22 protein-coding genes are annotated in these 24,163 nt (G+C 57.3%); 9 read left to right on the forward strand and 13 right to left on the reverse strand.

The window, feature by feature from the left end; genetic code table 11:
- Window positions 1–124 precede the first annotated feature (124 nt).
- The 5 genes from RRF56_RS23225 (at window position 125) to RRF56_RS23245 (ending at window position 7,320) form a co-directional block, all read left to right on the forward strand.
- Window positions 125–859, forward strand: coding sequence for an ABC transporter ATP-binding protein (locus tag RRF56_RS23225; RefSeq protein WP_317035526.1), 735 nt, complete (start codon window positions 125–127; stop codon window positions 857–859).
- Window positions 860–909: 50 nt separating this feature from the next.
- A complete protein-coding gene (locus RRF56_RS23230) occupies window positions 910–3,279 on the forward strand; it encodes an FtsX-like permease family protein (RefSeq protein WP_317035527.1) in 2,370 nt (789 codons plus the stop codon).
- A gap of 104 nt (window positions 3,280–3,383) precedes the next feature.
- Window positions 3,384–4,769: an efflux RND transporter periplasmic adaptor subunit gene (locus RRF56_RS23235; RefSeq protein ID WP_317035528.1), complete on the forward strand. Its 1,386-nt coding sequence runs from the start codon at window positions 3,384–3,386 to the stop codon at window positions 4,767–4,769.
- Window positions 4,770–4,882: 113 nt separating this feature from the next.
- Window positions 4,883–6,244: a tRNA (N6-isopentenyl adenosine(37)-C2)-methylthiotransferase MiaB gene (gene miaB, locus RRF56_RS23240; RefSeq protein WP_317035529.1), complete on the forward strand. Its 1,362-nt coding sequence runs from the start codon at window positions 4,883–4,885 to the stop codon at window positions 6,242–6,244.
- 437 nt (window positions 6,245–6,681) lie between these two features.
- Window positions 6,682–7,320, forward strand: a complete 639-nt coding sequence (locus RRF56_RS23245) for a hypothetical protein (protein WP_317035530.1) — start codon at window positions 6,682–6,684, stop codon at window positions 7,318–7,320.
- Window positions 7,321–7,461: 141 nt separating this feature from the next.
- On the opposite strand, the gene RRF56_RS23250 is transcribed toward RRF56_RS23245, so the two are convergent.
- From RRF56_RS23250 to psbN, 5 genes are all read right to left on the reverse strand, one after another.
- A complete protein-coding gene (locus RRF56_RS23250; RefSeq protein ID WP_317035531.1) occupies window positions 7,462–10,173 on the reverse strand; it encodes an MGH1-like glycoside hydrolase domain-containing protein in 2,712 nt (903 codons plus the stop codon).
- A 169-nt stretch (window positions 10,174–10,342) separates the two neighbouring features.
- Complete coding sequence (locus RRF56_RS23255) at window positions 10,343–11,320, reverse strand: PhoH family protein (protein ID WP_317035532.1); 978 nt, start codon at window positions 11,318–11,320, stop codon at window positions 10,343–10,345.
- A gap of 69 nt (window positions 11,321–11,389) precedes the next feature.
- Entirely contained in the window at window positions 11,390–11,743 is a 354-nt protein-coding gene (locus tag RRF56_RS23260; RefSeq protein WP_317035533.1) for a KH domain-containing protein, read from the reverse strand.
- Between the two features lie 32 nt (window positions 11,744–11,775).
- Window positions 11,776–12,054, reverse strand: a complete 279-nt coding sequence (gene rpsP / locus RRF56_RS23265; protein WP_317035534.1) for a 30S ribosomal protein S16 — start codon at window positions 12,052–12,054, stop codon at window positions 11,776–11,778.
- Window positions 12,055–12,297: 243 nt separating this feature from the next.
- Window positions 12,298–12,429, reverse strand: a complete 132-nt coding sequence (gene psbN, locus RRF56_RS23270; protein ID WP_317035535.1) for a photosystem II reaction center protein PsbN — start codon at window positions 12,427–12,429, stop codon at window positions 12,298–12,300.
- A 74-nt stretch (window positions 12,430–12,503) separates the two neighbouring features.
- On the opposite strand from psbN, the gene psbH reads away from it, so the two are divergent.
- The 3 genes from psbH (at window position 12,504) to pth (ending at window position 13,879) form a co-directional block, all read left to right on the forward strand.
- The gene (psbH, locus tag RRF56_RS23275; RefSeq protein WP_026073000.1) at window positions 12,504–12,707 is read left to right on the forward strand and encodes a photosystem II reaction center phosphoprotein PsbH; all 204 of its coding nucleotides are present in this window, start codon (window positions 12,504–12,506) and stop codon (window positions 12,705–12,707) included.
- 173 nt (window positions 12,708–12,880) lie between these two features.
- Window positions 12,881–13,231 (forward strand): TatA/E family twin arginine-targeting protein translocase, encoded by a 351-nt coding sequence (locus RRF56_RS23280; protein ID WP_317035536.1) that lies wholly within the window; start codon window positions 12,881–12,883, stop codon window positions 13,229–13,231.
- A 21-nt stretch (window positions 13,232–13,252) separates the two neighbouring features.
- A complete protein-coding gene (pth, locus tag RRF56_RS23285; protein ID WP_317035537.1) occupies window positions 13,253–13,879 on the forward strand; it encodes an aminoacyl-tRNA hydrolase in 627 nt (208 codons plus the stop codon).
- A 96-nt stretch (window positions 13,880–13,975) separates the two neighbouring features.
- Here the strand turns inward: pth and RRF56_RS23290 are convergent, their stop codons facing one another.
- From RRF56_RS23290 to RRF56_RS23300, 3 genes are all read right to left on the reverse strand, one after another.
- Window positions 13,976–14,779, reverse strand: coding sequence for a YsnF/AvaK domain-containing protein (locus RRF56_RS23290; RefSeq protein ID WP_317035538.1), 804 nt, complete (start codon window positions 14,777–14,779; stop codon window positions 13,976–13,978).
- Between the two features lie 135 nt (window positions 14,780–14,914).
- Window positions 14,915–15,844 (reverse strand): DUF2382 domain-containing protein, encoded by a 930-nt coding sequence (locus RRF56_RS23295; RefSeq protein ID WP_317035539.1) that lies wholly within the window; start codon window positions 15,842–15,844, stop codon window positions 14,915–14,917.
- Between the two features lie 257 nt (window positions 15,845–16,101).
- Window positions 16,102–18,192: a M3 family metallopeptidase gene (locus RRF56_RS23300; protein WP_410510678.1), complete on the reverse strand. Its 2,091-nt coding sequence runs from the start codon at window positions 18,190–18,192 to the stop codon at window positions 16,102–16,104.
- A 280-nt stretch (window positions 18,193–18,472) separates the two neighbouring features.
- On the opposite strand from RRF56_RS23300, the gene RRF56_RS23305 reads away from it, so the two are divergent.
- The gene (locus tag RRF56_RS23305; RefSeq protein WP_317035541.1) at window positions 18,473–19,537 is read left to right on the forward strand and encodes a potassium channel family protein; all 1,065 of its coding nucleotides are present in this window, start codon (window positions 18,473–18,475) and stop codon (window positions 19,535–19,537) included.
- Here RRF56_RS23305 and RRF56_RS23310 read toward each other — a convergent pair.
- The 5 genes from RRF56_RS23310 to RRF56_RS23330 all read right to left on the reverse strand — a co-directional run bounded on the left by RRF56_RS23310 (window position 19,530) and on the right by RRF56_RS23330 (window position 24,140).
- Complete coding sequence (locus RRF56_RS23310) at window positions 19,530–19,892, reverse strand: Lin0512 family protein (protein WP_317035542.1); 363 nt, start codon at window positions 19,890–19,892, stop codon at window positions 19,530–19,532. The genes RRF56_RS23305 and RRF56_RS23310 overlap by 8 nt on opposite strands.
- A 130-nt stretch (window positions 19,893–20,022) precedes the next feature.
- On the reverse strand, window positions 20,023–22,050 hold the full coding sequence (gene thiO, locus RRF56_RS23315; RefSeq protein WP_317035543.1) for a glycine oxidase ThiO: 2,028 nt from the start codon (window positions 22,048–22,050) through the stop codon (window positions 20,023–20,025).
- 103 nt (window positions 22,051–22,153) lie between these two features.
- On the reverse strand, window positions 22,154–22,645 hold the full coding sequence (locus tag RRF56_RS23320) for a hypothetical protein (protein ID WP_317035544.1): 492 nt from the start codon (window positions 22,643–22,645) through the stop codon (window positions 22,154–22,156).
- A 120-nt stretch (window positions 22,646–22,765) separates the two neighbouring features.
- Entirely contained in the window at window positions 22,766–23,338 is a 573-nt protein-coding gene (locus RRF56_RS23325; protein WP_317035545.1) for a hypothetical protein, read from the reverse strand.
- Window positions 23,339–23,543: 205 nt separating this feature from the next.
- Window positions 23,544–24,140 (reverse strand): 5-formyltetrahydrofolate cyclo-ligase, encoded by a 597-nt coding sequence (locus RRF56_RS23330; RefSeq protein ID WP_317035546.1) that lies wholly within the window; start codon window positions 24,138–24,140, stop codon window positions 23,544–23,546.
- Window positions 24,141–24,163: the final 23 nt, after the last annotated feature.

Consider the following 24,163-nt stretch of genomic DNA (forward strand, 5'->3'; position numbering starts at 1 on the left):
TGTGTTGACGGATTGTAACTAAAGGATTTGACATACCGATCGGTATTTGTATACTTGAAAATACCGATCGGTATTTGAATTCTAGCTGGTCTTAGTTCTAGGGCTTAATGTTACTGGAGAACCCATGGCCTCCTCAGCCTCGGTTACAACCACCGCCCCAGCCATCTTTCACGCCCACCAGATCACCAAGACCTACCGCATGGGCGAAGTGGAGGTGCAGGCCCTGCGGGCGGTCGATCTCGACCTCTACGAGGGGGAGTTTGTGGTGCTGCTGGGGCCGTCGGGCAGCGGCAAGTCAACGCTGCTCAACATTTTGGGCGGGCTGGATGTGCCCTCTAGCGGCGAAGTGCTGTTTCGCCAACAAAATTTGAGCCAGGGGGGCGATCGCCTGCTCACCCGGTTTCGGCGCGAGTCGATTGGCTTTATTTTTCAGTTCTACAACTTGATCCCCAGTCTGACGGCGCGGGAAAACGTGGCCCTAGTCACCGACATTGCCCGCCGCCCAATGAAGCCGGAGGAGGCGCTGGCGATGGTGGGGTTGGCCGATCGCCTCGACCACTTTCCCTCCCAACTGTCGGGGGGGCAGCAGCAGCGGGTGGCGATCGCCCGGGCGATCGCCAAGCGGCCCGAGGTTTTATTCTGCGATGAGCCCACCGGGGCGCTCGACTTTAGCACCGGCAAGCTGGTGCTGGAGGTGCTGGCCCGAGTCAACCAAGAGCTGGGCACCACGGTGGTGATCATCACCCACAATGCGGGCATTGGGGCGATGGGCGACCGGGTGATCACCATGCGCGATGGTCAGATTCACAGCATTGAGCAAAACGGGCGGCGGGCGAGACCGGAGGAGTTGGAGTGGTAGAAAGGCGAACTTTAAGGTTCTGGGGAAGTCTGCCGGGCTAAGGGGGCGTGATGCAATCGCTGAATCGCAAACTATTTCGGGATCTGCTGACCCTGCGGGGGCAGGTGATCGCCATTGTGCTGATTGTGGCCTGCGGTATTGCCAGCCTGGTGACGATGATGAGCACCTACAACTCCCTGGTGCTCTCCAGGGATAGCTACTACAGCGAGTATCGATTTGCCGATGTGTTTGTGCAGCTCAACCGCGCCCCCAACGGGCTAGTCGATCAGGTGAGAGAAATACCGGGGGTGGGGCAGGTGCGATCGCGGGTGGTTGAAACCGTCACCCTCGATGTGCCGGGGCTAGAGGACCCAGCCACCGGGCGACTGGTATCGATTCCAGAGACCCCGCAGCCAATGTTAAACGATCTGTTTCTGCGATCGGGGCGCTACCTTCAGCCCGGTCGCCTGGATGAGGTGATCGCCAGCGATGCCTTTGTCGCCGCCAACCAGCTGGCCCTAGGCGACACCATCAGCGCTGTGATCAACGGTCGCTGGCAGTCGCTGCGCATTGTCGGTACCGCCTTGTCGCCGGAGTATGTCTACGAGATCAGCGGCACCGATCTGCTGCCCGACAACCGCCGGTTTGGGGTGCTGTGGATGGGGCGCAGTGCCCTGGCCACCGCCTTTGATCTTGATGGAGCGTTTAACGATCTGGCCCTCACCCTCACCCCCGGCGCGCGGGAGGTGGAGGTGATCGCTCGCCTCGATCAGCTGCTAGAGCGCTACGGCGGACTGGGGGCCTACGGGCGCGACAATCAGATTTCCAATCGGTTTCTGGCCGATGACCTGGCCGGGTTGCAGGTGACGGCCCTAATTTTGCCGGTGATTTTTTTGGGCATTGCTGCCTTTTTGCTGAACATGGTGCTGGCCCGGCTGGTCAGCACCCAGCGCGACCAGGTGGCGGTGCTCAAGGCCTTTGGCTACTCCAACTTAGAAGTGGGGCTGCACTTTTTTCAGCTGGTGATGGTGGTGGTGGGGCTAGGGGCCATAGTTGGCATTGGCCTGGGCCAGTGGCTGGGGTCGAGCTTTACCCAGTTTTACCGGCAGTTTTACCAATTTCCTGCGGTGCAGTACGAGGCAGGGCTGGGGCTGCTGCTGGGGGCGGTGGGGGTGAGTGCCGCCGCCGCCCTGGTGGGGGCCTTTAAGTCAGTGGCGGTGGTGGTGGCCTTGCCCCCGGCCGAGGCCATGCGGCCCGAGCCCCCGGCCAGCTTTGGCCCCACCCTGGCTGAACGGCTGGGGCTACAGCGGTTCTTTTCCCCCGCTGGACGGATCATTTTGCGCAATCTGGAGCGGCGGCCCTGGCAGGCGGGGCTGGCGATCTTTGGTATTGCCCTGGCGGTGGCGATTTTGGTGGTAGGTCGCTACCTCAGCGACGGCATTGACGAGATCATCACGGTGCAGTTTGAAACGGTGCAGCGCGAAGACATCACCCTCACCTTTAACCGGCCCCTGCCCGGTCGGGTGCGCTACGACCTGGGGCAGCTGCCGGGGGTGCAGCGAGTTGAGCCGTTTCGAGTAGTGCCGGTGCGGCTGCGGTTTGGCCACCGCAGTCACTTGGGCAGTCTGACCGGGCTGCAAGACCCCAGCACCCTGCGCCAGCTGATTGACGCCGACTACCGGTCGGTGCCCCTGCCAACCGACGGGCTGCTGCTGAACTCAAAGCTGGCCGAAATCCTGCACCTGACCGTGGGCGATCGCCTGACGGTAGACGTGCTTGAAGGCGCTCGTCCCACCCGCCAGGTGCCGGTGGTGGCCCTAGTCGATGAACTAGTGGGCATTGCCACCTACATGAATATCGACGCTCTCAATCGGCTGATGCAAGAGGGGCCAACCTTCTCAGGGGCCTACTTGCAGGTGGATCGGGCGCAGATTCAGCCTCTCTACCAGCAGCTGAAGCAAACCCCGGCAGTAGCGGGGGTGGCCCAGCGCGAAACCGCCCTGGCCCAGTTTGAAGACACCATCGCCGCTACGTCTGGGGCGATGAATGCGGTGGTGATGCTGTTTGCCTGCATTATCGCCGTCGGCGTGATCTACAACGCCGCCCGCATTGCCCTCTCTGAGCGCAGCCGCGAGCTGGCTACCCTGCGAATCATTGGCTTTAGCCAGCGCGAGGTGGCGGTGATTTTGCTGGGGGAGCAGGCGGTGCTGACCCTGGCGGCGGTGCCCGTGGGGTGGGGGCTGGGCTTTGCCCTCTCGTGGCTGCTGAACCAGTCACCGGCCCAGAATACGGAGCTGTTTCGGGTGCCTTTTGTGGTCAGCCCCGGTAACTATTTGTTTGCCTTTGGGGTGACGGCGGTTGCTGCCCTGGCCTCGGGGCTGCTGATTGCTCGCCAACTGCGGCAGTTGAATTTAATTGAGGTGCTGAAGACGAGGGAGTGAGGAGGGGAGGGATGGGTGGAGGGTGAAGGGTGAAGGGTGAAGGGTGGGATGGGTGAAGGGTGAAGGGTGAAGGGTGGGATGGGTTGTAGTGGGTGGAGATGGGGATGATGAGTGCAAATTCGGTGTCTAGTGGTGGGGCGATGGTGGGGTCTGAGGGGGGGCGGCGGTGGCGGTTGCCTCGGTGGTGGCTCTATGGGCTGGGTGGGTTGGGGTTGGTGGGGTTGGTGGTTTACAGCCTGCGGCCTCAGCCGGTGGCGGTGGATCTGGGGGAGGTCACCCAGGGGGCGCTTCAGGTGACGATCGCGGCGGAGGGCCGGACGCGGGTGCGCGATCGCTTTGTGGTTGCTGCCCCGGTGGCTGGGGAGCTGCGGCGAATTGCGCTCAGGCAGGGCGATCGGGTGGAGGAGGGGGAGATCGTCGCCCAGATTGACTCCCTGCCCATCGATAGCCAGGTGGCGGCCACCCAGGCCCAAATTCGTGCCCTGCGGGCGGAGATGGCCGGGGTCGATACCCAGCGGCCCAAGCCCGCTGCTCTTAGGGCGGCCCAGGCCCAGATTCAGGCGGCGCGGGCTACTCAGCAGCAGGCTCAGGCTCAGGTGGCCCAGGCCGAGTCGGCGGTGGCCCAGGCCGATCGCGATCGCGATCGCCTTGCCGCCCTCCAGGCCGCTGGAGCCATCTCCCAGCAAGATCTCGAAGCGGCGCAGCTCACCGTCACCGAGCGGCGGCAGGCCCTAGAAACCGTCCGTCAGCAGGTCAGCGTCGCCCAGGCCGAGATCCAGGCAGCCCAGGCCAACCTGGCGGTGCTCACCCAAGAACAGCAAGACCCCGACTATCTACTCGATGTGTACCAGGCCCAAATTGCCAGCCTAGAAGCCGACCTGACCAGCCTTAGCGCCGACGCGGGCCGTGCCACCATCGCTGCCCCGGCAGCGGGCCAGGTGCTGCAAATTTTGGAAGAAAGCGCCCGCCACGTGGCCGCTGGTACCCCCCTGCTAGAGCTGGGCAACGCCAACAGCCTAGAGCTGGTGATTGACATTCTCTCTGCCGACGCGGTGCGGGTGGCCCCCGGCGACCCCATCGAGGTCAACCGCTGGGGCGGCGATGAAACCCTGACCGCCACCGTGCGCCAGGTCGAGCCCGCCGCCTTTACCGAAACCTCGGCCCTGGGGGTAGACGAGCAGCGGGTCAACGTAATTGCCGACTTTAGTACCCTGCCACCGGGCCTCGGGGATGGCTACCGGGTCGATGCCGAAATCATTGTCTGGCAAGCGGTGGACGCGGTGCAGGTGCCGGTTAGCGCCCTGTTTCGCTGCGACACCGCCTGGTGCACTTTTGTGGCCGACAATGGCCGCGCCCAGCAGCGCCAAGTCGAGCTGGGCCACCGCAGCGACTTTGCCGCCGTGGTGGCCTCGGGGCTAGCGGTGGGTGACCAGGTGATTCTCTACCCCAGCGACCAGATCGAATCGGGCACCCGCATTGCTGGGCGATAGCCCAGGCTTTGCTAACTCGGGCTGCGGCTCCATAGGAGAGATTGAAAGCGATCGGGCCTAGAGCGCTAGAATGGGAAACTGCATGGTTGCTCATTTATCGTCTAGCTAGACCTATGGTCGGTTCTGCCCGTCAATATCACATCACCACCTTCGGCTGCCAGATGAATAAAGCCGATTCGGAGCGCATGGCTGGCATTCTCGACACCATGGGTCTAACCTGGACCGACGACCCCTACGATGCCGATGTGGTGCTCTACAACACCTGCACCATTCGCGACAATGCTGAGCAAAAAGTTTACTCCTACCTGGGCCGCCAGGCCAAACGCAAGCACGAAAACCCCGACCTGACGCTGATTGTGGCCGGGTGCGTGGCCCAGCAAGAAGGCGAAGCCCTGCTGCGCCGAGTGCCCGAACTCGACTTGGTTATGGGACCGCAGCACGCCAACCGTCTGCAAGATCTGCTCGAACAAGTCTTTGACGGCAACCAGGTGGTGGCCACCGAAGAGGTGGACATCATGGAAGACATCACCAAGCCCCGCCGTGACAGCACCATTACCGCCTGGGTAAACGTGATCTACGGCTGCAACGAGCGCTGCACCTACTGCGTGGTGCCGGGGGTGCGCGGCGTCGAGCAATCCCGTACTCCTGAGGCTATCCGCACCGAGATGGAAGAGCTGGGTCGCCAGGGCTTTAAAGAAGTCACCCTGCTGGGCCAAAACATTGACGCCTACGGGCGCGACCTACCCGGCTCTACTGCCGATGGGCGACACCAGCACACCTTTACCGACCTGCTCACCTACGTCCACGATGTACCTGGCATTGAGCGCATTCGCTTTGCTACCAGCCACCCCCGCTACTTTACCGAGCGGCTGATTCGCACCTGTGCCGAGCTGCCTAAGGTGTGCGAACACTTCCATATTCCCTTTCAGTCGGGCGATAACGACGTGCTGAAGGCGATGGCGCGGGGCTACACCCACGAGAAATATCGCCGGATTATCGATACCGTGCGCCGCTACATGCCCGATGCGGCCATCAGTGCCGATGCGATCGTGGGCTTCCCTGGTGAAACCGAGGAGCAGTTTCAGCGCACCATGGAATTGGTCAGCGACATTGCCTTTGACCAACTGAATACGGCGGCCTATTCGCCCCGCCCCGGCACCCCCGCCGCCCTGTGGGATCACCAGCTGTCTGAGGAGGTGAAGGCCGATCGCCTTCAGCGGCTCAACCATTTGGTGAATACCAAGGCTGCCGAGCGATCGCAGCGCTACCAAGGCCGCACCGAAGAAGTGCTAGTCGAAGCCATCAACCCCAAAGATCCAACCCAGGTGATGGGCCGCACTCGAGGCAACCGTCTAACCTTCTTCAGGGGCGATTTTGCCGTGCTGAAAGGCAAAGTCGTTCAGGTTAACATTACCGAAGTCCGCCCTTTTAGCCTCACGGGCGAACCGGTGCAGGCGTTGGCTACTGTGGGTTAACAGCCGCGATCGCCCCTTAGCCCCAAGCCAGTTTGAAAACTGAACCTTTAGCCGACCAGGCCATACTTAGATCTGGCTTAATGAAAGGACAGCGGTTTCGGAGGGCCTTTCAACTAGCAGCTATCTATCAATTTATGGTGCTCTTCGTTATGTATAAAGAGTACTAAACTAAGCCTGGTTAGGATTGACAAACTATCGACAAAATTAAGTCATAAATCTTGTCGCTACGGAGCCAGTAAGTGACTTAGTTTTGACTAAAAACCCAGGAACAATTCTGGTCTCACAATGTTTTTAGTAATTGCCTCTTAGCTCCTGGCAGTCCCTGGCGCACCTCATTCTAGAGAAGCTGGTATACATTGTCTTCCCTAGATCATTGCCAGAAATTAATCTCCAGGGTCAGTAAGACAACACAACACAACTATTTTTGGAGAACGTTCATGATCCTTTGGCGACGGACAATAGGTGTCGGTTTAGGTTTGGTCGCGGCTAGCAGCCTATGGACTGTAGCCCAGGCTTATCCCGCTCAAGCAGAGGCTGTAGATCATTCCTTTCTGATTCAAGTTGACGATGAGATTCAGATTGGCGAGGGGCAAATTGAGGACGGTCAGATTGACAGTTCTATAGATAGCTTGGCCACGACTGAGTCTTTCACCGAGGTGGTGCCCATGACCTCAGACGCTGTCGGGCAGGAAGTTATGAACCCTGTAGTTGCCGAAGCCCCTGCCCCAGAGGTCACCGCAGTGCCTCCAGAGGTTTTAGCGAACCTGTCGCCGGCGCAGCTGACAGCGATCGCGAGGATCATTGCGACTGCAGAACAGTCGGCTAGCGCTGATCGGGTGGCCAATTTGCCCACCGAGGTCTTGACCCATCTCGACGCCCTACCGGGTATTGAGCAGCAGGTGGGCCGCAGACGGTGGTTGCCCACGAGTCTAGTCAGGCGACTGCGCCTTCCTCAAAGGGTCACGTCTTTGATCAGACAGCCCAGAAATACGGCCTTAGTCATGCTAGGCAATCACATTATGGTCGTCAACCCAGTGACTGGTGCGGTCTTGGGAGCTGTGCTGTCAGCCCTATAAGGACTCCAGGTTGAGGCCCTGGCTGGCACGATGTCAGCCAGGGCAGCGTGGAGACTGTGGTTTAGGCGACTTCTGGGAAATAGGTTCACCAATGATGGGACTCTGCCCAAGTTGGTTGGCCCTGCCCTAAGCCGGTCATCATCACCTCGATACCAGATCGCGTTCCGGCGACACCACAGAGGTCTGACCCTGGCTGCGCTTGACCTCGGCCATCTGAGTACAGCTGTAGATCAGGGCCGCCACTAGGCCCGTCCAGCCGGTCTGGTGGTTGGACCCAATACCCGCACCGTTGTCGCCGTTGAAGTATTCGTAGAACAGCAGCAGGTCGCGCCAGTGAGGATCGTCCTGAAATTTGCCGTAGCTACCGTGGACCGCCCGATTACCGGCCTCATTGCGCAGGAACATCGTGATCAGCCGCTGGGACAGCTCATCAGCCACGGTATTGAGGTCGCACTGCTGGCCCGAACCGGTGGGAAACTCCACGGTGAAGCTGTCGCCCAAAAAGTCGTGGAAGATCCGCAGCGAGTCGATCAGCAGGTAGTTGACCGGGAACCACACTGGGCCGCGCCAGTTGCTGTTGCCGCCAAACATACCGCTAGTGGATTCGGCGGCTTCGTAGCCGACTGAGTGGGTTTCGCCGTTGACATGGAAGGTGTAGGGCTGTTCGGCGTGGGCACGGGAAAGCGATCGCACCCCGTAGTCGCTGAGAAACTCCCCCTCATCCAGCATGCGCTGCAAAATCGGTCGCAGCCGTTCTGGGCTAACAATGGCCAGCAGGGTAGCGCCCTCCTTGCCCTTGGCGGTGAGAGAGCCAATATTCTCCTGGAGAGCAGGGCGGTTTTTGACAAACCAGTTGAACCGGCGAGTAAAGTCGGGGAAGCGCTCAAAGGTCTCCGCCTTCAGCACCGCCGTAGCGTACAGCGGAATCAGCCCCACCATCGATCGCACCCGCATGTGGTGCCGCTGGTCGTCGGGGGTGTGCAGCACATCGTAGAAAAACTGGTCCTGGTCATCCCACAGGTGTACATCGACACCGCCCATGTGGTTCATGGCATCGGCGATGTGGAGAAAATGCTCAAAGAACTTGCTGGCAATGTCCTCGTAGGCGGGGTTGGTTTCCGCTAACTCCAGAGCCATCTCCAGCATGTTCAGGCAGTACATGGCCATCCAGCTGGTGCCGTCTGACTGCTCCAGGTAGCCCCCCGTAGGCAATTCAGAGCTGCGGTCAAAAATACCGATGTTGTCGAGGCCCAAAAAGCCGCCCTGGAAGACGTTGTTGCCGTTGTTGTCGCGGCGGTTGACCCACCAGGTGAAGTTGAGCAACAGCTTTTGAAACACCCGCTCTAGAAACAGGCGATCGCCCTTACCGTGCACCGCCTTCTCGATCTGGTACACCTGCCAGGTGCCCCAGGCGTGTACTGGCGGATTAACATCGCTAAAGTGCCATTCGTAGGCGGGCATCTGCCCGTTGGGGTGCAGATACCACTCCCGGGTAAACACATCCATCTGGCGCTTGGCAAAGTCGGGGTCAACTAAAGCCAATGGCACTACGTGAAAAGCCGAATCCCACACCGCGTACCAGGGAAACTCCCACTTGTCGGGCATCGAGATAATGTCGTCGTTATAAAGGTGCTCCCACTCTTCATTGCGGGGGTTGGAGCGTTGGGGCTGAGGCTGGGTGGGGTCGCCTTTCAGCCAGTCTTCGATCACGTAGTGGTAAAACTGCTTGGTCCACAGCAGCCCGGCAAAGGCCTGGCGCTGCACATTGCGGGCATCCTCCGAGCAGCGCCCCGGCAGCAGTTGGTCGTAGAACTCATTGGCCTCAGCGTAGCGCTGGTGCAGGGTGTCGTCGAAGTTGGTTCTAAAGGGTTGGGGGTTGGCCTGGGGCCCCTGGTCAGTCAGCCGCAGCTTCACCACCCACTGCTCTCCGGCCCCTAGGCGGCAGTGGTAGTGGGGCGATACTTTAGTGCCCTCTTGGGCCTGGTTTACCGCATCCTGGCGACTATGGACGATGTAATCATTGATGCTGTCTTTAACGTAGGGGCTAGGGTTCTCAGCCCCAAACAGCCGCTGCCGGTTAGTCTCGTTTTCGGTAAACAGCAGCGTCTCGGCTCCCTGGCAGTAGAGCCAGCGCTGACCCAACTCCGGGTGGTGGGCCTCCACGGTGGCAGCCCCATCGACATCGTCAATGCGCTTCAGGTAGGGCTTTTCGGCGTCCTCAAACCAACTCCAGGTGTTGCGGAACCACAGAGTGGGCAGCAGGTGCAGATCGGCCTCGTGGTCGGCCCGGTTCACCACCCGAATTTGGACCAAAATATCCTCGTCGGTGGCCTTAGCGTAATCCACGAACACGTCAAAGTATTCGTTTTGCTCAAAAATACCGGTGTCGATTAGCTCAAACTCGGGGTCGTGGTAGCCCCGCTGCTGGTTTTCTTCGATCAGTCGATCGTAGGGGAAAGCCTTTTGCGGGTACTTGTAGAGGTACCGCATGTGGGAGTGCGACGGCGTGTTGTCCAGATAGAAGTAGTAGTCTTTAGGATCTTCGCCATGGTTACCCTGGGGGCCAGTGAGACCAAACACCCTCTCTTTGAGAATAGGATCGTTTCCGTTCCAGAGGGCGATCACAAAACACAGCCGCTGATGGTTGTCGGAGATGCCGCCAAGGCCGTCTTCACCCCAACGGTAGGCCCGCGATCGCGCATGATCGTGGGGAAAGTAATCCCAGGCGGAGCCATCGGGGCTGTAGTCTTCGCGCACCGTGCCCCACTGGCGCTCGCTCAGGTAAGGCCCCCAGCGTCGCCAGTAGGCGGTGCGATCGCGATCGGCGGCCAGTCTGTTCGCTTCTGCCGTCATTGAGTTACCTCAGCTAATGCCATCAGAGCCTAGCGCTGCCTAGCGCTACCAAAGGCTGCCACACCGGGCCACCGCAATTCGCGCCAGACTAGTCCACGCTGACGGGGTGATCCTAACGAGGCTGAGGGAAAGCGATATCTGTCTGAGGAGAGGTTGTACGGTAGCAGGTCTATGGATTACTGGCTCGGCGAGGTTTGGCCTCATAGGTTTCGTAGGCCGCCACAATCCGCTGCACCAGCGGATGACGCACCACATCTGCTTGGTTGAGCTGGCAAAAGGCAATGCCATCCACCTCTCGCAAAATGCTCTTGGCCACCGCCAAACCCGAGGTCTGATCGGCGGGCAAGTCTGTTTGGGTTACGTCTCCCGTCACCACCATGCGCGATTTAAAGCCCAATCGAGTTAACACCATCTTCATCTGGGCTGGGGTGGTGTTTTGGGCCTCGTCCATAATCACGAAAGCATTGTTGAGGGTGCGCCCTCGCATATAGGCCAGGGGGGCCACTTCGATAATCCCCCGTTCCATCAAGTTGGCAATTTTTTCGGGGTCTACCAATTCATGAAGCGCGTCGTAGAGAGGCCTCAGGTAAGGATTGACCTTTTGCTGAAGATCGCCGGGTAAAAACCCCAGCCGCTCACCGGCTTCCACCGCCGGACGGGTGAGAATCAGCCGCTCAAATTCATTGTTGAGCAGGGCCTGAATGCCCACTAGAGTCGCCAAAAACGTTTTTCCGGTGCCTGCTGGGCCAATACAAAACACCATGTCCTGGCTCCGCAGGGCTTTGACATACTGCTTTTGGCGAAAGGTTTTGGCTCGCACCACTTCACCCCGCCGGGTACGCGCCACCACGTCTTGGTGAATAGCCTGAAGCTCGTCGGTGCGATTGGTATCAAGGGCGTGGCGGGCCGTCATAATATCGGCGGTGGTCACCGGCTGCCCCTGACTCCACAGAGGTTCTAAGGCCATCACCAAGCGCTGGGCCAGGGCCGCACCATTTTCTGTACCCGAAATTAGCAACTCCTGGCCGCGCAGCACTAGAGTCGCTCCAGTTTGGCTGGCCAGGAGTTTAATATTTTCGTTTCGGTAGCCTGCCAGGGCAACAGCGCCTTCTGGGCTAGGCAGTTCAATCTGCAGGGGAGAAGACATTAAAACTTGTTGGCAGAACACCCATTAGCAAAAGCAACACGCTATGTTCGCCAGTAACCAAAGCAAAACTCATCCCTGAGTCTTAGGACGCAGCTGGGGTTTTGGCTTACTAGGCGATCGCGATGGGCCAGTACGGGGCCTATGGTCCGAAATACCCGCCTCCTGCTCAGAGGCCCCGTAGACATCCACATAGGCCGACCAGCCTGACAGGGTAGCCGTAGATCGCACAATAGTACGAATGGCCTGAATATTTCGCCCACCTCGCCCAAACACCTTACCGCGCTCTTCACCATTGAATGCGATCCGAATCCAGACCTTAGCCTGAGCAACGTTTTTTTCGCAATCAATCCGGAGAGAATCGGGCGAGTCTAAAAAAGGCTCTACCAAAAACCGAACCAGTCCTGGGAAATCAGGGCTATCCATGTCGGGAAGGGGGCTAAAAACAGTCAGTAACGCTAGACTTCAGCTTTAGCTTCGGTCTTAAATCGAGGCGCAACCTTCTCAATCAAGTTGGCTTTTTCAAGAATGTGGCGCACAGTCTTGGTCGGTTGTGCCCCTTGCTCTAGGCGACGCGTAATCGCAGGCACATCAAGCCGAGTTTCGTCGGTGCGGGGGTTATAAAACCCGACTTCTTCCAGGGGCCGACCATCACGACGAGAATCGCTGTTGATGGCGACGATGCGGTAGCTAACTTCCCGCTTTTTGCCGAAACGCTTGAGTCGAAGCTTAATCATAGGGTTTAGAGCAACATTCGTAAGGTTGAAAGTTCTGTTCTTTTAGTCTTCAGCAATGGACTCTGGCGAGATGACCAAGCTAAATCCACAGGTTTCTAATCCTATCATTAGAAACCCTCGACAGCAATGCCCTAAAGACAAAGCCTGGAAAACAGCGACGCCAACCGATCACAGGGCCACCTTAGGCCCCTACCCTGCCGATTAACGCGCCCGTTACCAGGCCGAAGCATTCCCCTTGGTCGCTTAGTCTTCGTGTTCGTCGAAGGGATCGGCCAACTGCTTGGACGGAGGACCAAAGGACATGTACACTGAGTAGCCCGTAACCGCAACCAACACGGTAGCTACGGAAATGATAAGAACTGTTGCAGGTTCCATAGGGTTTATGAGAATAAGAAACCACTCCATCCTATAATATTACGAACTATAAAGTGTTGATTGTGGAAGGATCCATGGCACAACGGACTTGGTTAGGAGATGTGTTGAAGCCCCTCAATTCTGAGTACGGCAAAGTGGCCCCTGGTTGGGGTACTACGCCTCTCATGGCGGTTTTCATCGGTCTGTTCTTCGTGTTTTTGCTGATTATTTTGCAGCTTTACAATTCTTCCATCGTGCTAGACAGCTTTGATGTTGACTGGCGCAGTGTAGGGCTCTAGGCACTAGAAGAGGCCAGGTCACAACGGTTTGGCCTCAATCTTGGCAACACAATTTGGATTCACGTCCAACAGCTATCTGCCTGAGGCTGGCGTAGACCCTTGACTACCCAGCCTCTTTTGCCGTTTTATGCACAGCAGTAGTTTGCACAACAGTTTTCGACTGTGGGGGTTCTATGAACGTTTTTGGTGTGGGTTTGCCAGAGATGGCACTGATTTTGGTGCTGGCCTTGCTGGTGTTTGGCCCTAAAAAACTGCCCGAAATTGGCCGCAGCATGGGTAAAGCCATCAAGGGCTTTCAGGATGCTTCCCGCGAGTTTGAGGAAGAGTTTAAAAAGGAAGCCCAACAGATTGAGAAAGCGGTGACAGCACCGATGAAAGCCACCCTAGAGCCCGATGCACCCAAAGTCCTCACCCCGCCCGACGCGGTGGCTGAACCTGAAGCAGTTGGAGCCGAAGCACCAGTAGAAGGCGGCAGCACCCCAGAAACCGTGGCTGAGGCAGCTGAAACCGAGCCTTCCACCTAGCTGTTTCAGAAGAGTTGAGCTATGGCTGAAGCCGTGACATCCCTGTTGCCCTGCCTAATTGTCGGGCTAGGCAATCCGGGGGATAAATACGCTGGCACCCGCCACAACGTCGGCTTTGAGGTGATCGATCGCCTCTCTAAGCGCTGGGCCATCCCCTTAAAAGAGGAGCGGCGATTTCAAGGTGAGTATGGGGTTGGGTTTGAGCCAGTCGCTCGCCAGAAAGTATATTTGCTGAAGCCTCTCACCTATATGAATCGCTCCGGCCAATCAATGCGGGCAGTCTTAGACTGGCTGAAGCTAGAACCTAGCCAAGTGCTGGTTGTCTACGACGATATGGACCTGCCGGTGGGGCGGCTTAGATTACGGCTGTCGGGCTCTGCCGGGGGCCACAACGGTATGAAATCAGCGATTTCTCACTTGGGTACCCAAGATTTCTCACGCCTGCGGATTGGCATTGGGGCGGGCGATCGCGCTGGTGGCAGTGATAAAGCAGTGGTTTCCCATGTGCTGGGTAACTTTTCTAAGGTTGAGCGCGCCACGATGGATGCAGTGGTCGATACCGCTCTGCGGGCGCTTGAAAAAGCTCTAGGCGACGGAGTTGAGAAGGCTATGAGTCTATATAACAACGTTGACCTAAGCAATAGCTGAGTCGCTTGCTAGGGCGAAGCTGAAAACCCATTGATTGCCGAGATGCGTTAGCGGGAGGTCTTGACCTTCACTGGTTATCTTTACCGTCCTTAACCCCTAATGCTGTGCCTGGGGAGAGGCATACTGAGCAAACCAGTCTTGGTAAGCCGGTAGCATGGCATAGTCTTTTAAGAAGAGTTCTAAACGAACGTTGCTGCACTGATTTAGCAGGACTTTATCTAGTCGAGCGAGCTTGTCTGCTGCTGTTTCTAAGCTTTCAAAGTCATAGACTGTTCCCTTGAGGCCAGTCTTACTGTCTAGCAGAATAGCGACTCTAACTTTTTCACAATTTTGCACTGTGTTTTGGTCTGAGCGCTGACCAGTAGCCCGAATGAACTCGATTGCCTCGGGAATAGTGCCAAAATTTCCGCTAACGCTGGGTTTTTGATCATCAATACTATGACCTAGCTGAGTCGCAACTTCATAGCCTTCTAGCCGAGTTCCTCCTAGATTGACCTCAATCGGAGGCTCACCTCCGCCGATCTTTTCGATGACTAACTTTTCTCGGTGAATCGGCACTTCGATAATTTCGGTTTCTATCACTCTGCGGATGCTCACTTCGCCTACTTTGACACGTTTGCGATTGACCACTAACCGCTCTTCGAGTAGTTGAATGCCCGTGCCAAGATCGGGTAAGAACTGTTGATGCTCAAGATCAATATGAATCACCCGCTGCTCAGAATCTAGCCCATGGATATGGCTATTATCAATTTTAATTTCATTGCCGCTCCCGTTTGAGCCGAGCGGCGTTACAACCAAAGTAAAATTGCCTGACTCCAAAGGCTCTACTCGAGCAACTCGGCCAATTAAATAGCCAGAACAGTCAAACACAGAAGCATCAATCAATGAAGGCTGAGACATAAAATTAAAAATTGGAAAGACAATTAATTAATGAGGGAAATTGCTACAGATGGGGCATAGCTGCTGCTACACCCCATCTTGTCTAAATCAAATAGATCAGGCCAGAAAATCTAACCTGATTTATTTAATTGTGGACTAGCGGTTAAGCCGAGGGTTGCCGTCGGTTTGGATGTCTATATCTTCACGACGAACCTTTTCACGCATTCGCACGGTTTCCTCATCGGTTTCCTTGCGAACGTTTACTTCTTCACGAACGAAAGCCTGCTTTTCAACGCTGACTTCGTCTTCGTAAACTTCCATGCGTGCAACTTCTTGATCTTCGAAGTTGTGGCCTGCAGTTGCAGCAGGTTGGTCGGCAACGTTGTGCCGCTCGATTACAACCCGCTCTTTAGTGACCGGTTCTACAATCTCAGCTGTTTCAGCAGTGACTCGCTTGCCAACACTGACTTCGCCTACCTTTTTGCGATCGCGGTGAGACACCAAACGCTCTTCGTATAGACGCAGAGGACCATGGTTGTCTTCGTCGCTCAGACCGTAGAAGCTAGGCTCGCGATCGTAGGGCGTTGCAGCAACGTCGCTTTTGACTACCTTTTGCTGCTTGCTGGTTTCTAAGGTGCTGGCTTCCAGCGGATTCATGCGATTGGCGTCATTGGGCGCATCGTAATTGGTGCCCAAGAATTGACGGTTAGAGCGACCTTGAGCGATGGGCTGATAATGACCCCGCACTTGGTTCTCATAACGATCGTCTACAATCGTATCTTCTCTATATTCAGGTAAATTTTCTACCTGCTCTTTAGAAAGACCGCTGACATAGATCCGATCTTGACTATAGTCAAATCGGGCTAGGCCAATCGGCAGCAAAACGTTTTTGCCAAAAATCCAAGGGCCTGTATCAATCACTAGATAGCGAAAGCGGCCAGACTCATCTACAAGCAGATCTTTAGCAGTACCTACTCGATCATCACGCTGGGCATAAACAGAGTAAGAGTCGATACTCTTCATCTGACCATCAGCGAGAGTGTCGCGATAATCAGGGTAGTAATCTTTAAGTCGTTGCAAAGGCATAAAAGGCCTCCTTTAATTCATCCTTCTATAAGGTAAGAAGAAAGTACTGAAGCCTCATCGTCCAATAGAAAGGCAGTGGTAGCCTCGATAGGCATAGCTTTATCGCTGCTCATGATTGAATGCTGAAAGCCGACAGAACTAACCCGCTGCTCCCTGCACCCTGGGACAACAAAAACCGGGCTTCTAGATTAGTCCTCTTACTTGGCGAAGGGACTATCCAGAAGCCCGGCTCGAAACCGGTGGGCAGAGATGGCTGGCTAGGCGGCGACTAATCCCCGATGGCGCAGCAACGCCTGGGTGCTAGGCTCTCGCCCTCGAAAGGCTTTGAATACCTCCATCGGGTGCCGACTACCGCCTAGGGCTAGCACCGTATCGCGGAAGCGGCGGCCAGTGGCAGCGATCGCTCCCTCATTGTCTAAACCAGCCTCCTCAAAGGCGGCAAAGGCATCGGCACTCAGTACCTCAGCCCAGAAGTAGCTGTAGTAACCCGCTGCGTAACCTCCGGCAAAAATGTGGGTGAAGGCGCAGAGAAAGGCATCTTCGGGTAGGGGCTTAAGAATGGAAGATTGTTCTGCAATGCGCTGACTAACCGCCGTCACTGTCTCACCACTACCAGGGCGATAGCGATGGTGCAGCTCAATATCCGTCCAGCCAAAACGCACCTGGCGCAGAATAGCACTGCCGGTCATAAACGTACGGGCAGCCACAATCTTTTGGTACAGATCTTCGGGCAGGGGCGCGCCGGTATCGACGTGGCGAGCCAAGGTCAGTAGGGTGTCGCGGTGGTAGCACCAGTTCTCCATAAACTGGCTGGGCAACTCCACAGCATCCCACTCCACATTGTTGATGCCCGCCGCTCCGGTAAAGTCGACCTGGGTGAGCATGTGCTGAAGACCGTGGCCAAACTCATGGAATAGCGTTTCGACGTCGCGGAAAGTCATGAGGCTGGGCTTGCCGTCCACCGGGGGAGCCTGGTTGCACACCAGATAGGCCACGGGTAGCCTCACCTGGCCGTTGATCTTGCCCCGGTTAATGCAGTCATCCATCCAGGCCCCACCGCGTTTTTCGGCGGGTCGACTGTAGGGGTCGAGGTAAAAGTGGGCGATCGGATCACCGCTGTTGCTCAACACCTGGAAATAGCGCACATCGGGGTGCCACACCGGGGCTTTGCCATCGGCGGGGGCAATGGTGATATCAAAGATGCGGTGGGCCAGGGCAAACAGGCCATCTAGCACCTGGGGCAAAGGGAAGTAAGGCCGCAGCTCTTCATCGTTCAGGCCATACTTTTCCTCACGAATGCGCTCGGCCCAGAAGGCCGTATCCCAGTGGGTGAGGCTGTCGGCCTCGGCGGCCCCCTTGGCTTGGGCAAAGGTATTGAGTTCGTCTAACTCTTTCACGGCGGTGTCGTAGCTGGCCACGCGCAGTTCGTCCATGAGCTTGTCGATCGCCTCCACCGAAGCCGCCATTTTGCGGGCCAGGCTGAGGTCGGCATAGGTGGCATAGCCTAGCAGGTTGGCCATCTCGTGGCGCAGCTCTAGAATTTTCTCAATATTGGGACTGTTATCGAGGTCGCCCTCAGAGGCGCGAGTGACAAAGGCTCGATACAATTGCTCGCGCAGGTCGCGGCGACGGCTGTGCTGCATAAAGGGGCCAAAGCTGGGATAGTCGAGGGTGATGCGCCAGGGGCCAGCTTCAGGGGTGGCGTTTTCATCGCCAGCATCACGGGCTAGTTGGGCCGCGAGGGCCAGCAAACTGGGGGGCAAGCCGTCGGTTTCGGCGGCGGTGGTTAGGGTGAGACTAAAGGCTTTGGTTGCATCGAGTACGTTGTTGGCAAATTTGGTGGTGAGCTCCGCTAGCGCCTGCTGAATTTCGTTGAAGCGTTCTTTTTCGGCTCCCTCTAACCCAACTCCCGACAGCTCAGCCTCACGAATAGAGGAATCGACAATGCGCTGTTGGGCCGGATCGAAGCTGGTCCACTGGTTGCTGCTGCGCAGTTGCTTAAAGGCTTCGTAGAGGGGCTTGCTCTGCCCTAAACGGGTGGCAAACTGCACTAGAGCAGGCTGCACCTCCTCAAACGCCGCCCGCAGCTCGGGGCTATTTTTTACCCCCATCAAATGCCCGACAATACTCCAGCTCCAACCCAGGCGCTCTTCAATGCGGGTGAGCGGGTCAACTAAACCATCCCAAGTGGGAGTAACGGTTGACTCTAGCTGCTCTAGGGCAGTGGTAAGGTCGGCAATCAGCTCGGTAATGCCAGGCACAATATGGCTGGGTTTAATGCTGTCGAAGGGGGGAAGACCGGCACCAATGAGGAGGGGGTTTTGAACGGTGGTAGCTGTCATAGTCAGAGAATTAATCGAAGTAGGAGGGGACAAGAATCAAAGCGTAGCCGAGCCTAAGTCTCGATCGCATGTAGCGATCATGAAGTCGATGGCATGAACAGTTAAAAGCGATGGGTAATGGTTTGAGTAGAGGTGAATTTAGGCGAAGTCGTTATGAGTTTGACTTATATTGTATCGCAATTTGCTATTTGCCGCACCTTTTATGGGGTGAACTGTCAATTACCATAGCCTTTATTTGAGAACTGATCTGCTTTCTGTGGTGTTGGCGCACTGGGCTGAGGGATGAATGCGGAATAACAGTTCGTTTCGACGCATTGTCGCGGGGATTGTCTTCTTTTCGCTGACCGTGGTGGCGGCGGTAGTCGGCTACATGGTCGCGGGCTGGGGGTTTTTAGATGCCATCTATATGGTGGTGATTACGGTGTTTGGGGTGGGCTATGGCGAGGTTAAACCCCTGGCCTCACCAGTCTTAAAGCTATTTACCATTTTTGTGATCATCGCCGGGGCGCTATCGGTGGCCTACACCGTGTCTGGCTTTGTGCAACTGATCACCGAAGGGGAAATTCGTCGTGCCCTCAATCTCAAACGTATGACTAAAGACATTGAAAACCTCGAAGACCACGTGATCATCTGCGGCTTTGGGCGCATTGGACAACTGATTGCCCGCAAGCTAAAACACGATCGTCAATTATTCATCATTATTGATAATGATTCTGAGCGCATTGCTATGGCCCAAGAACAGGGCTACCTGTTGTATCAGGGTAATGCCACCGACGAAACCGCTCTAGAGGCAGCGGGCATCTATCGGGCTAAATCACTGGCGACCGTATTGCCCAATGATGCTATTAACGTATTTATTACCCTGACGGCGCGGGAGATGAACCCTAAGCTGATGATTTTGGCTCGGGGAGAAATGCCTTCTACGGAGAAAAAACTGCGGCTGGCAGGGGCTAACCATGTGGTGCTACCCGCCAGCATCAGCGCCCTACGGATGGCCCATTTGATTAGCCACCCTTCTGCGGTGGATTTTTTGTCCCAAACCGATGGCTACCACGGGTTGAACGAATTTTTGGCGGAGCTTGACATTCAACTTAACGAGCTGGTGGTTGAGGCCAGTTCACCCCTAATCGGCGGCACCATTGGCGACATTGAGATCAAAGGCCAGGGTACGTTTATCACTGTGGCTCTACGTCGAGCCGATGGAGAAGTGATTATTCACCCCAGCCGGGCCACTTACCTCGCTCTGGGAGACTCCATTATTTTGATGGGACACCAGGGCGACATGCCTAATTTTGCCCAGCAAACTGCGCTCAGAAAAGAGATACGCTACCGAGGGGCACGGGTTAGGTAGGGATAGAGACGGTGACAGCGGCGATCGCCACGTACATGTCGTCGTTCTTGTCGTCGAACTCGGGGATGGCGCGCCCGGCAACCACCATGCCGCCCTCCTTGAGCACCAGGGTCTTTTGGCCAAAGGGCAGCACCGCTAGCACCTCTGCCTCGCGCACTTGCTCTGGGAACGGAACGGCCACCTGGACTTCAACGATCATTTCGTTGGGGTGGCCGAGGCCAGCGACTTCCCAGACACCGGGCAGCGCATTGTGAGCGATCGCATTGCGCACAGCCCGAGCCGCCGCCACAGTGGGGTCTTGACCGTGCTGGTCAACCCCCATCCCCATTTCTATGATCAGTCGCTTGTGGGCCACAGTCCGTCCTTTGATGAAATAGTGATCGGTTGTTTGATGCGATTTAGAGTATTAGAGTAGGTGCGTGAAGATTGTAGATTGAACCTTGCTAAGGAGTCGCTAAACGACAAAGTAGCCCCGCTCTACCGATCTACTCTGTAATTCGCCCGGTGAGTGGTGAACTGGCGCTCGCAAACCCCTGGATGGGAATTCGACCCGCCCGGTAGGCCAGGCGGCCAGCCAAGGTGGCAAGGCCCATGGCATGGCCCATGGCAATGGGGTCGGCAGCTTTGGCGATCGCCGTATTGATCAACAGAGCATCGGCTCCCATTTCCATTGCTTCGGCGGCTTCGCTGGGGGTGCCAATGCCGGCATCGACCACCACGGGCACGGTGGCATTCTCAATAATGATTTGAATGTTGGCGGCGTTGCGAATGCCTTGCCCCGAACCAATCGGTGACCCCAGTGGCATGACCGTGGCGCAGCCTGCCTCTTCTAACCGCTTGGCCAACAGCGGATCGGCGTTGATGTAGGGCAGCACCGCAAAGCCTTCTTTGACCAATTGCTCCGCTGCCTCTAGGGTGCCGATGGGGTCGGGCAGCAAATATTTGGCGTCGGGAATAACCTCAAGCTTGACGAAGTTGTTGTCTTCTTGACCCAACAACTTGGCCATTTCGCGGCCCAAACGGGCTACCCGAATGGCGTCTTCGGCGGTTTGGCAGCCTGCGGTATTGGGCAACATCCAAATTTTTGACCAGTCGAGGGCTTCAGCCAGCCCTTCGTGACCGGGGGCGTTGGTCTGCACCCGACGCACCGCTACCGTGACAATCTCACAGCCACTGGCGGCAATGCTGCGGCGCATCACCTCGAAGTCGTCATACTTGCCGGTGCCGGTCATCAGACGGGAGGCAAAGGTGCGCCCCGCAATGGTGAGGGGAGAGTCGGTGAGGGCAGTTGTTGCCGCTGAGTCGGTGGGAGCAGTCGCAACGGCGGGAACGGTGTCGGTCAAGGGCATGGTCTGAGGGGTAGAAAAAACAGCAGGATTAACGGCAGCAGGGTTAGTGGAAGAATAGGAGCTAGAGCGGTGGAAGCGCTGCCAGGAAAATGCGTCTAGCTGGGCATCTACGTTGCCCATCACCGCCTGGGCCACAAGCTGGGCGGTAATGGGGGCCAGCAAGATGCCGTTGCGGTGGTGGCCCGTAGCCAGGGTGAGGTTGGCGGCGGGGCCAGGGCCTAAAATGGGCCACTCGTCGGGGGTCGCTGGGCGATAGCCCCACCAGGTTTCTTCGAGGGTAAAGTCGGCGAGTTGGGGCAACAGGGCGATCGCATTCGTCAGCAGCTGATTGACTCCCCCAGCGGTATTGTGGGGGGCAAACCCCACGTCTTGACTGGTCGCCCCCAGCACAATGCGGCCATCTTGACGGGGCACGATGTAGATGTCTTCGCCAAACAACACCCGTTGCAGGGGCTGAGGCATAGGGTAGCCGGTAGGTACCCGCAGACTGGCCATTTCTCCTTTTTTGGGAAATACCGGCAGCGGCAGAAGCTCGTGGGCCCAGGCTCCGGTGGCCAAAACCACCTGGTCTGCCGTAAAGTCACCTGCCTGAGCGGTGCAAAGGCGCTCAATGCGGCCCTGGTGCTGGCGCAGGGCGATCGCCCCAACGCCCTCGTGCAGGGTCACGCCCAGATCGATCACCGCCGATCGCAGCGCTTGCACAAGCAGTCGATTGTCGACCTGACCCTCGTCGGGGTACCAGTAGGCCCCTTGTACCCAGGGGCCTAAGCCAGGCTGGTAATAGCCTAGGGTCGTAGCATCCAGCCAGACTCCGGCGGACTGGGCTGACGCCGTGAGGTTGGGCGCAGGGTTTTCTGGAGTAGCACGGCGGGGGGCCAAAATGCCGCAGGGCCAATAGCCCACTGATTGGCCTGTGAGCGCTTCTAGCTTGCTCACCCAGGTGGGGTATTGGCCCAGGCTGGTCAGCGCTAGGTCGCGCATGGGGCCAGAAGGCAGCGCTTCGGCCTGGGGGGCCAGCATACCGGCGGCAGCATGGCTAGCGGCCTGCTGAAAGTCACGGCTGAGCAGGGTCACGGTAGCCCCTTGCTGGCGCAGCTCTAGCGCGATCGCCAACCCAATAACGCCGCTGCCCACCACCAGGACGTCGCTTGCCTGATTTGCCATGCCCATGGATTACAAATGCGCTCAAGTGCTCTCTTTTAGTTTAGGCTACCTGAGGCCCCAGGGGCTGAGCCCTACCCTAGAGCCGGACTACCCTAGAGCCGGATTACCACAGAGCCGGAATAGAGTCTAAGTCAGGGTCTGTGACTGGACGCTGATCAACGCCAGGCTGCACCAGACCGGGCTGAATGGGGGCAAGATCGCCTGTGTTGGCGGGAAACGTAGTGGCTGCGCCCGTACGCGGAATGACGTTGCCCTGGGTGCCCTGGGTGCCCTGGGTGCCTTGGGTGCCCTGAGTACCCTGGGTACCGGGAGAAATATCGGCCCGTCCACCGGGGGGCATGCCCTCAGGCCCTTGATCCACAAAGTCAGAGGTTTGACCAACGCTGCCGTTGGTGCCTACCTCGCTCTGGCGGCGGACTAGCTGCCCGGCCTGCTCAACAGGCACACTGCCCAGGTCACTGACGTCACCGGTAGCGTTGCGCTGCCCGTTGGCCTGCTCAGGCGATTGGGTGCGATCGCCAAAAATTCGATTGAAGTTGCCCGTCACCATCATCACCATAGCCGCCAAAATACCGCCGATTACAAAGCGATTCATCGCTTTACTCCCCCATACGTTGGTTTTATCATCGCTTAGTTCTTCCGCTTTGGCGCAGGGGGCCGGGGCCTTTGCGCGTTGTTCTCCCCTGAGGAAGGTTTTACTGACGTTCTCCTTGGCCTAGGCGGGCTGGATGATCGCAACTTGAATCTCTAGATCGTTATAGTCATCCAAGGTTTCTTGATCTTCAAAGCCAATGGCGTAGAGATTCCCGTTGGCAAAGCGGGTGCGTTTTACCCTAACCCCAAAGGCATCACGCCAGGGGCTGTTGGCGGTGAGGCGGTTGTCGCCGTCAAAGTAGTAGGTGAATACGTCAGCTTCCCGAGGCAGAACAAACCAGCGGGTGGGGGAGTTAGTGGTGAGTTCTTGGCGCAGTTCAGTCTCGGGGGGTAGCTGGTTGATGGGGCGAGGGCCAGCATTTTCTTGATATACCCGCAGGCGCTGACGAAAGAGGGCGTCGCCGCCAGAAATGCGGTACCACACCTGGTGGGGCACGGTGGTGTTAGTGGTGTAGACCGAGTAGGCCGTGGCGTTGGGCATGGTGACGACCTCATACTCTTGCAGCGGGCTGCCGAGGGGCGGGCTACCCCCTGTGCTCTGCTGGGCTAGCGTTTGCCGCCCCAGAGGCAAGGCCAAGAGCACTATTGCTCCTAGGGCCACCAAAAAACCATAGACTATGCCGCGCCGTTTCATGCTCTAAGCCCTTGGGAAGGTTGTGACCAAAGAATAGCGCAGATTTGACGGATAAGAACGCTAGGCAGGCTTTCTAGCGATTCTACGGCTCCTTAAGAGATGTTTAAGCGAGAACATACCAGCTTTAATCCGGGTGACTATAGCTCGCCGTAGGGTGGGCAATGCTCACCATTGAGGAAATTATTTCCCAGAAGTCGCCTTAGACCTACTTTCCCCCCAAAAATAGGCCGCTCTCGGAGCAGACCCCCGCCAGGGGCTTATCCCACACGTCTCTGGGTAGGCTGGGCAGGCGAGCGTACTCAAACACAATGCCTACAGTGGGAATGCTGAGCCAAGGGGGCTGGCTGAGCAGGCGATCGTAGTAGCCGCCGCCGTAGCCCAGGCGGTAGCCGCGCACATCGCAGGCCACGGCAGGCACTAAGATCAAGTCGACCAAGGAGAGATCGATCTGGGGCGATCTGGGGTGGGGTTCGATAATGCCGTAGGCGCCTTTGCGTAGGGGCCAGCGGCTGGTGGCCGACCAGTAATGCCACTCGAGCCGGTGTTTGTCGAGGCAGCGGGGCAGCCCCCAGTGGGGATGATGGGCAGTCAGGGGGCTGAGGTCGGGTTCTTGGCGAAAGCTGGTGTAAGCCAAGATCACTCGGCATTGACGAAAGTAATTCCAGTTGAGCAGGTGAGCGCAGATGCGATCGCTCTTTTGTCGCCACAACTGGGTCGGAATGCTCTGGCGGGCGCTGATCAGACGACGGCGCAGATCGGATTTAGCCTGATGGTTGAGGTCTGAGGGAGAGGGTTGAATCACGGGGGGTAGAAAACGGGCAAAGG

Source organism: Nodosilinea sp. E11, from assembly GCF_032813545.1.
Classification (GTDB): domain Bacteria; phylum Cyanobacteriota; class Cyanobacteriia; order Phormidesmidales; family Phormidesmidaceae; genus Nodosilinea.

Excerpts from the sequence above, each read along its gene's own strand:
- RRF56_RS23295 (WP_317035539.1), bottom strand. The coding sequence starts at position 15,844 with ATGCCTTTGCAACGACTTAAAGATTACTACCCTGATTATCGCGACACT.
- RRF56_RS23290 (WP_317035538.1), bottom strand. The coding sequence starts at position 14,779 with ATGTCTCAGCCTTCATTGATTGATGCTTCTGTGTTTGACTGTTCTGGC.
- RRF56_RS23230 (WP_317035527.1), top strand. The coding sequence starts at position 910 with ATGCAATCGCTGAATCGCAAACTATTTCGGGATCTGCTGACCCTGCGG.
- psbN (WP_317035535.1), bottom strand. The coding sequence starts at position 12,429 with ATGGAACCTGCAACAGTTCTTATCATTTCCGTAGCTACCGTGTTGGTT.
- RRF56_RS23325 (WP_317035545.1), bottom strand. The coding sequence starts at position 23,338 with ATGAAACGGCGCGGCATAGTCTATGGTTTTTTGGTGGCCCTAGGAGCA.
- RRF56_RS23280 (WP_317035536.1), top strand. The coding sequence starts at position 12,881 with ATGAACGTTTTTGGTGTGGGTTTGCCAGAGATGGCACTGATTTTGGTG.
- RRF56_RS23250 (WP_317035531.1), bottom strand. The coding sequence starts at position 10,173 with ATGACGGCAGAAGCGAACAGACTGGCCGCCGATCGCGATCGCACCGCC.
- rpsP (WP_317035534.1), bottom strand. The coding sequence starts at position 12,054 with ATGATTAAGCTTCGACTCAAGCGTTTCGGCAAAAAGCGGGAAGTTAGC.
- pth (WP_317035537.1), top strand. The coding sequence starts at position 13,253 with ATGGCTGAAGCCGTGACATCCCTGTTGCCCTGCCTAATTGTCGGGCTA.
- RRF56_RS23320 (WP_317035544.1), bottom strand. The coding sequence starts at position 22,645 with ATGAATCGCTTTGTAATCGGCGGTATTTTGGCGGCTATGGTGATGATG.
- RRF56_RS23305 (WP_317035541.1), top strand. The coding sequence starts at position 18,473 with ATGCGGAATAACAGTTCGTTTCGACGCATTGTCGCGGGGATTGTCTTC.
- RRF56_RS23225 (WP_317035526.1), top strand. The coding sequence starts at position 125 with ATGGCCTCCTCAGCCTCGGTTACAACCACCGCCCCAGCCATCTTTCAC.
- miaB (WP_317035529.1), top strand. The coding sequence starts at position 4,883 with ATGGTCGGTTCTGCCCGTCAATATCACATCACCACCTTCGGCTGCCAG.
- RRF56_RS23260 (WP_317035533.1), bottom strand. The coding sequence starts at position 11,743 with ATGGATAGCCCTGATTTCCCAGGACTGGTTCGGTTTTTGGTAGAGCCT.
- RRF56_RS23235 (WP_317035528.1), top strand. The coding sequence starts at position 3,384 with ATGATGAGTGCAAATTCGGTGTCTAGTGGTGGGGCGATGGTGGGGTCT.
- thiO (WP_317035543.1), bottom strand. The coding sequence starts at position 22,050 with ATGGCAAATCAGGCAAGCGACGTCCTGGTGGTGGGCAGCGGCGTTATT.
- RRF56_RS23255 (WP_317035532.1), bottom strand. The coding sequence starts at position 11,320 with ATGTCTTCTCCCCTGCAGATTGAACTGCCTAGCCCAGAAGGCGCTGTT.
- RRF56_RS23245 (WP_317035530.1), top strand. The coding sequence starts at position 6,682 with ATGATCCTTTGGCGACGGACAATAGGTGTCGGTTTAGGTTTGGTCGCG.
- psbH (WP_026073000.1), top strand. The coding sequence starts at position 12,504 with ATGGCACAACGGACTTGGTTAGGAGATGTGTTGAAGCCCCTCAATTCT.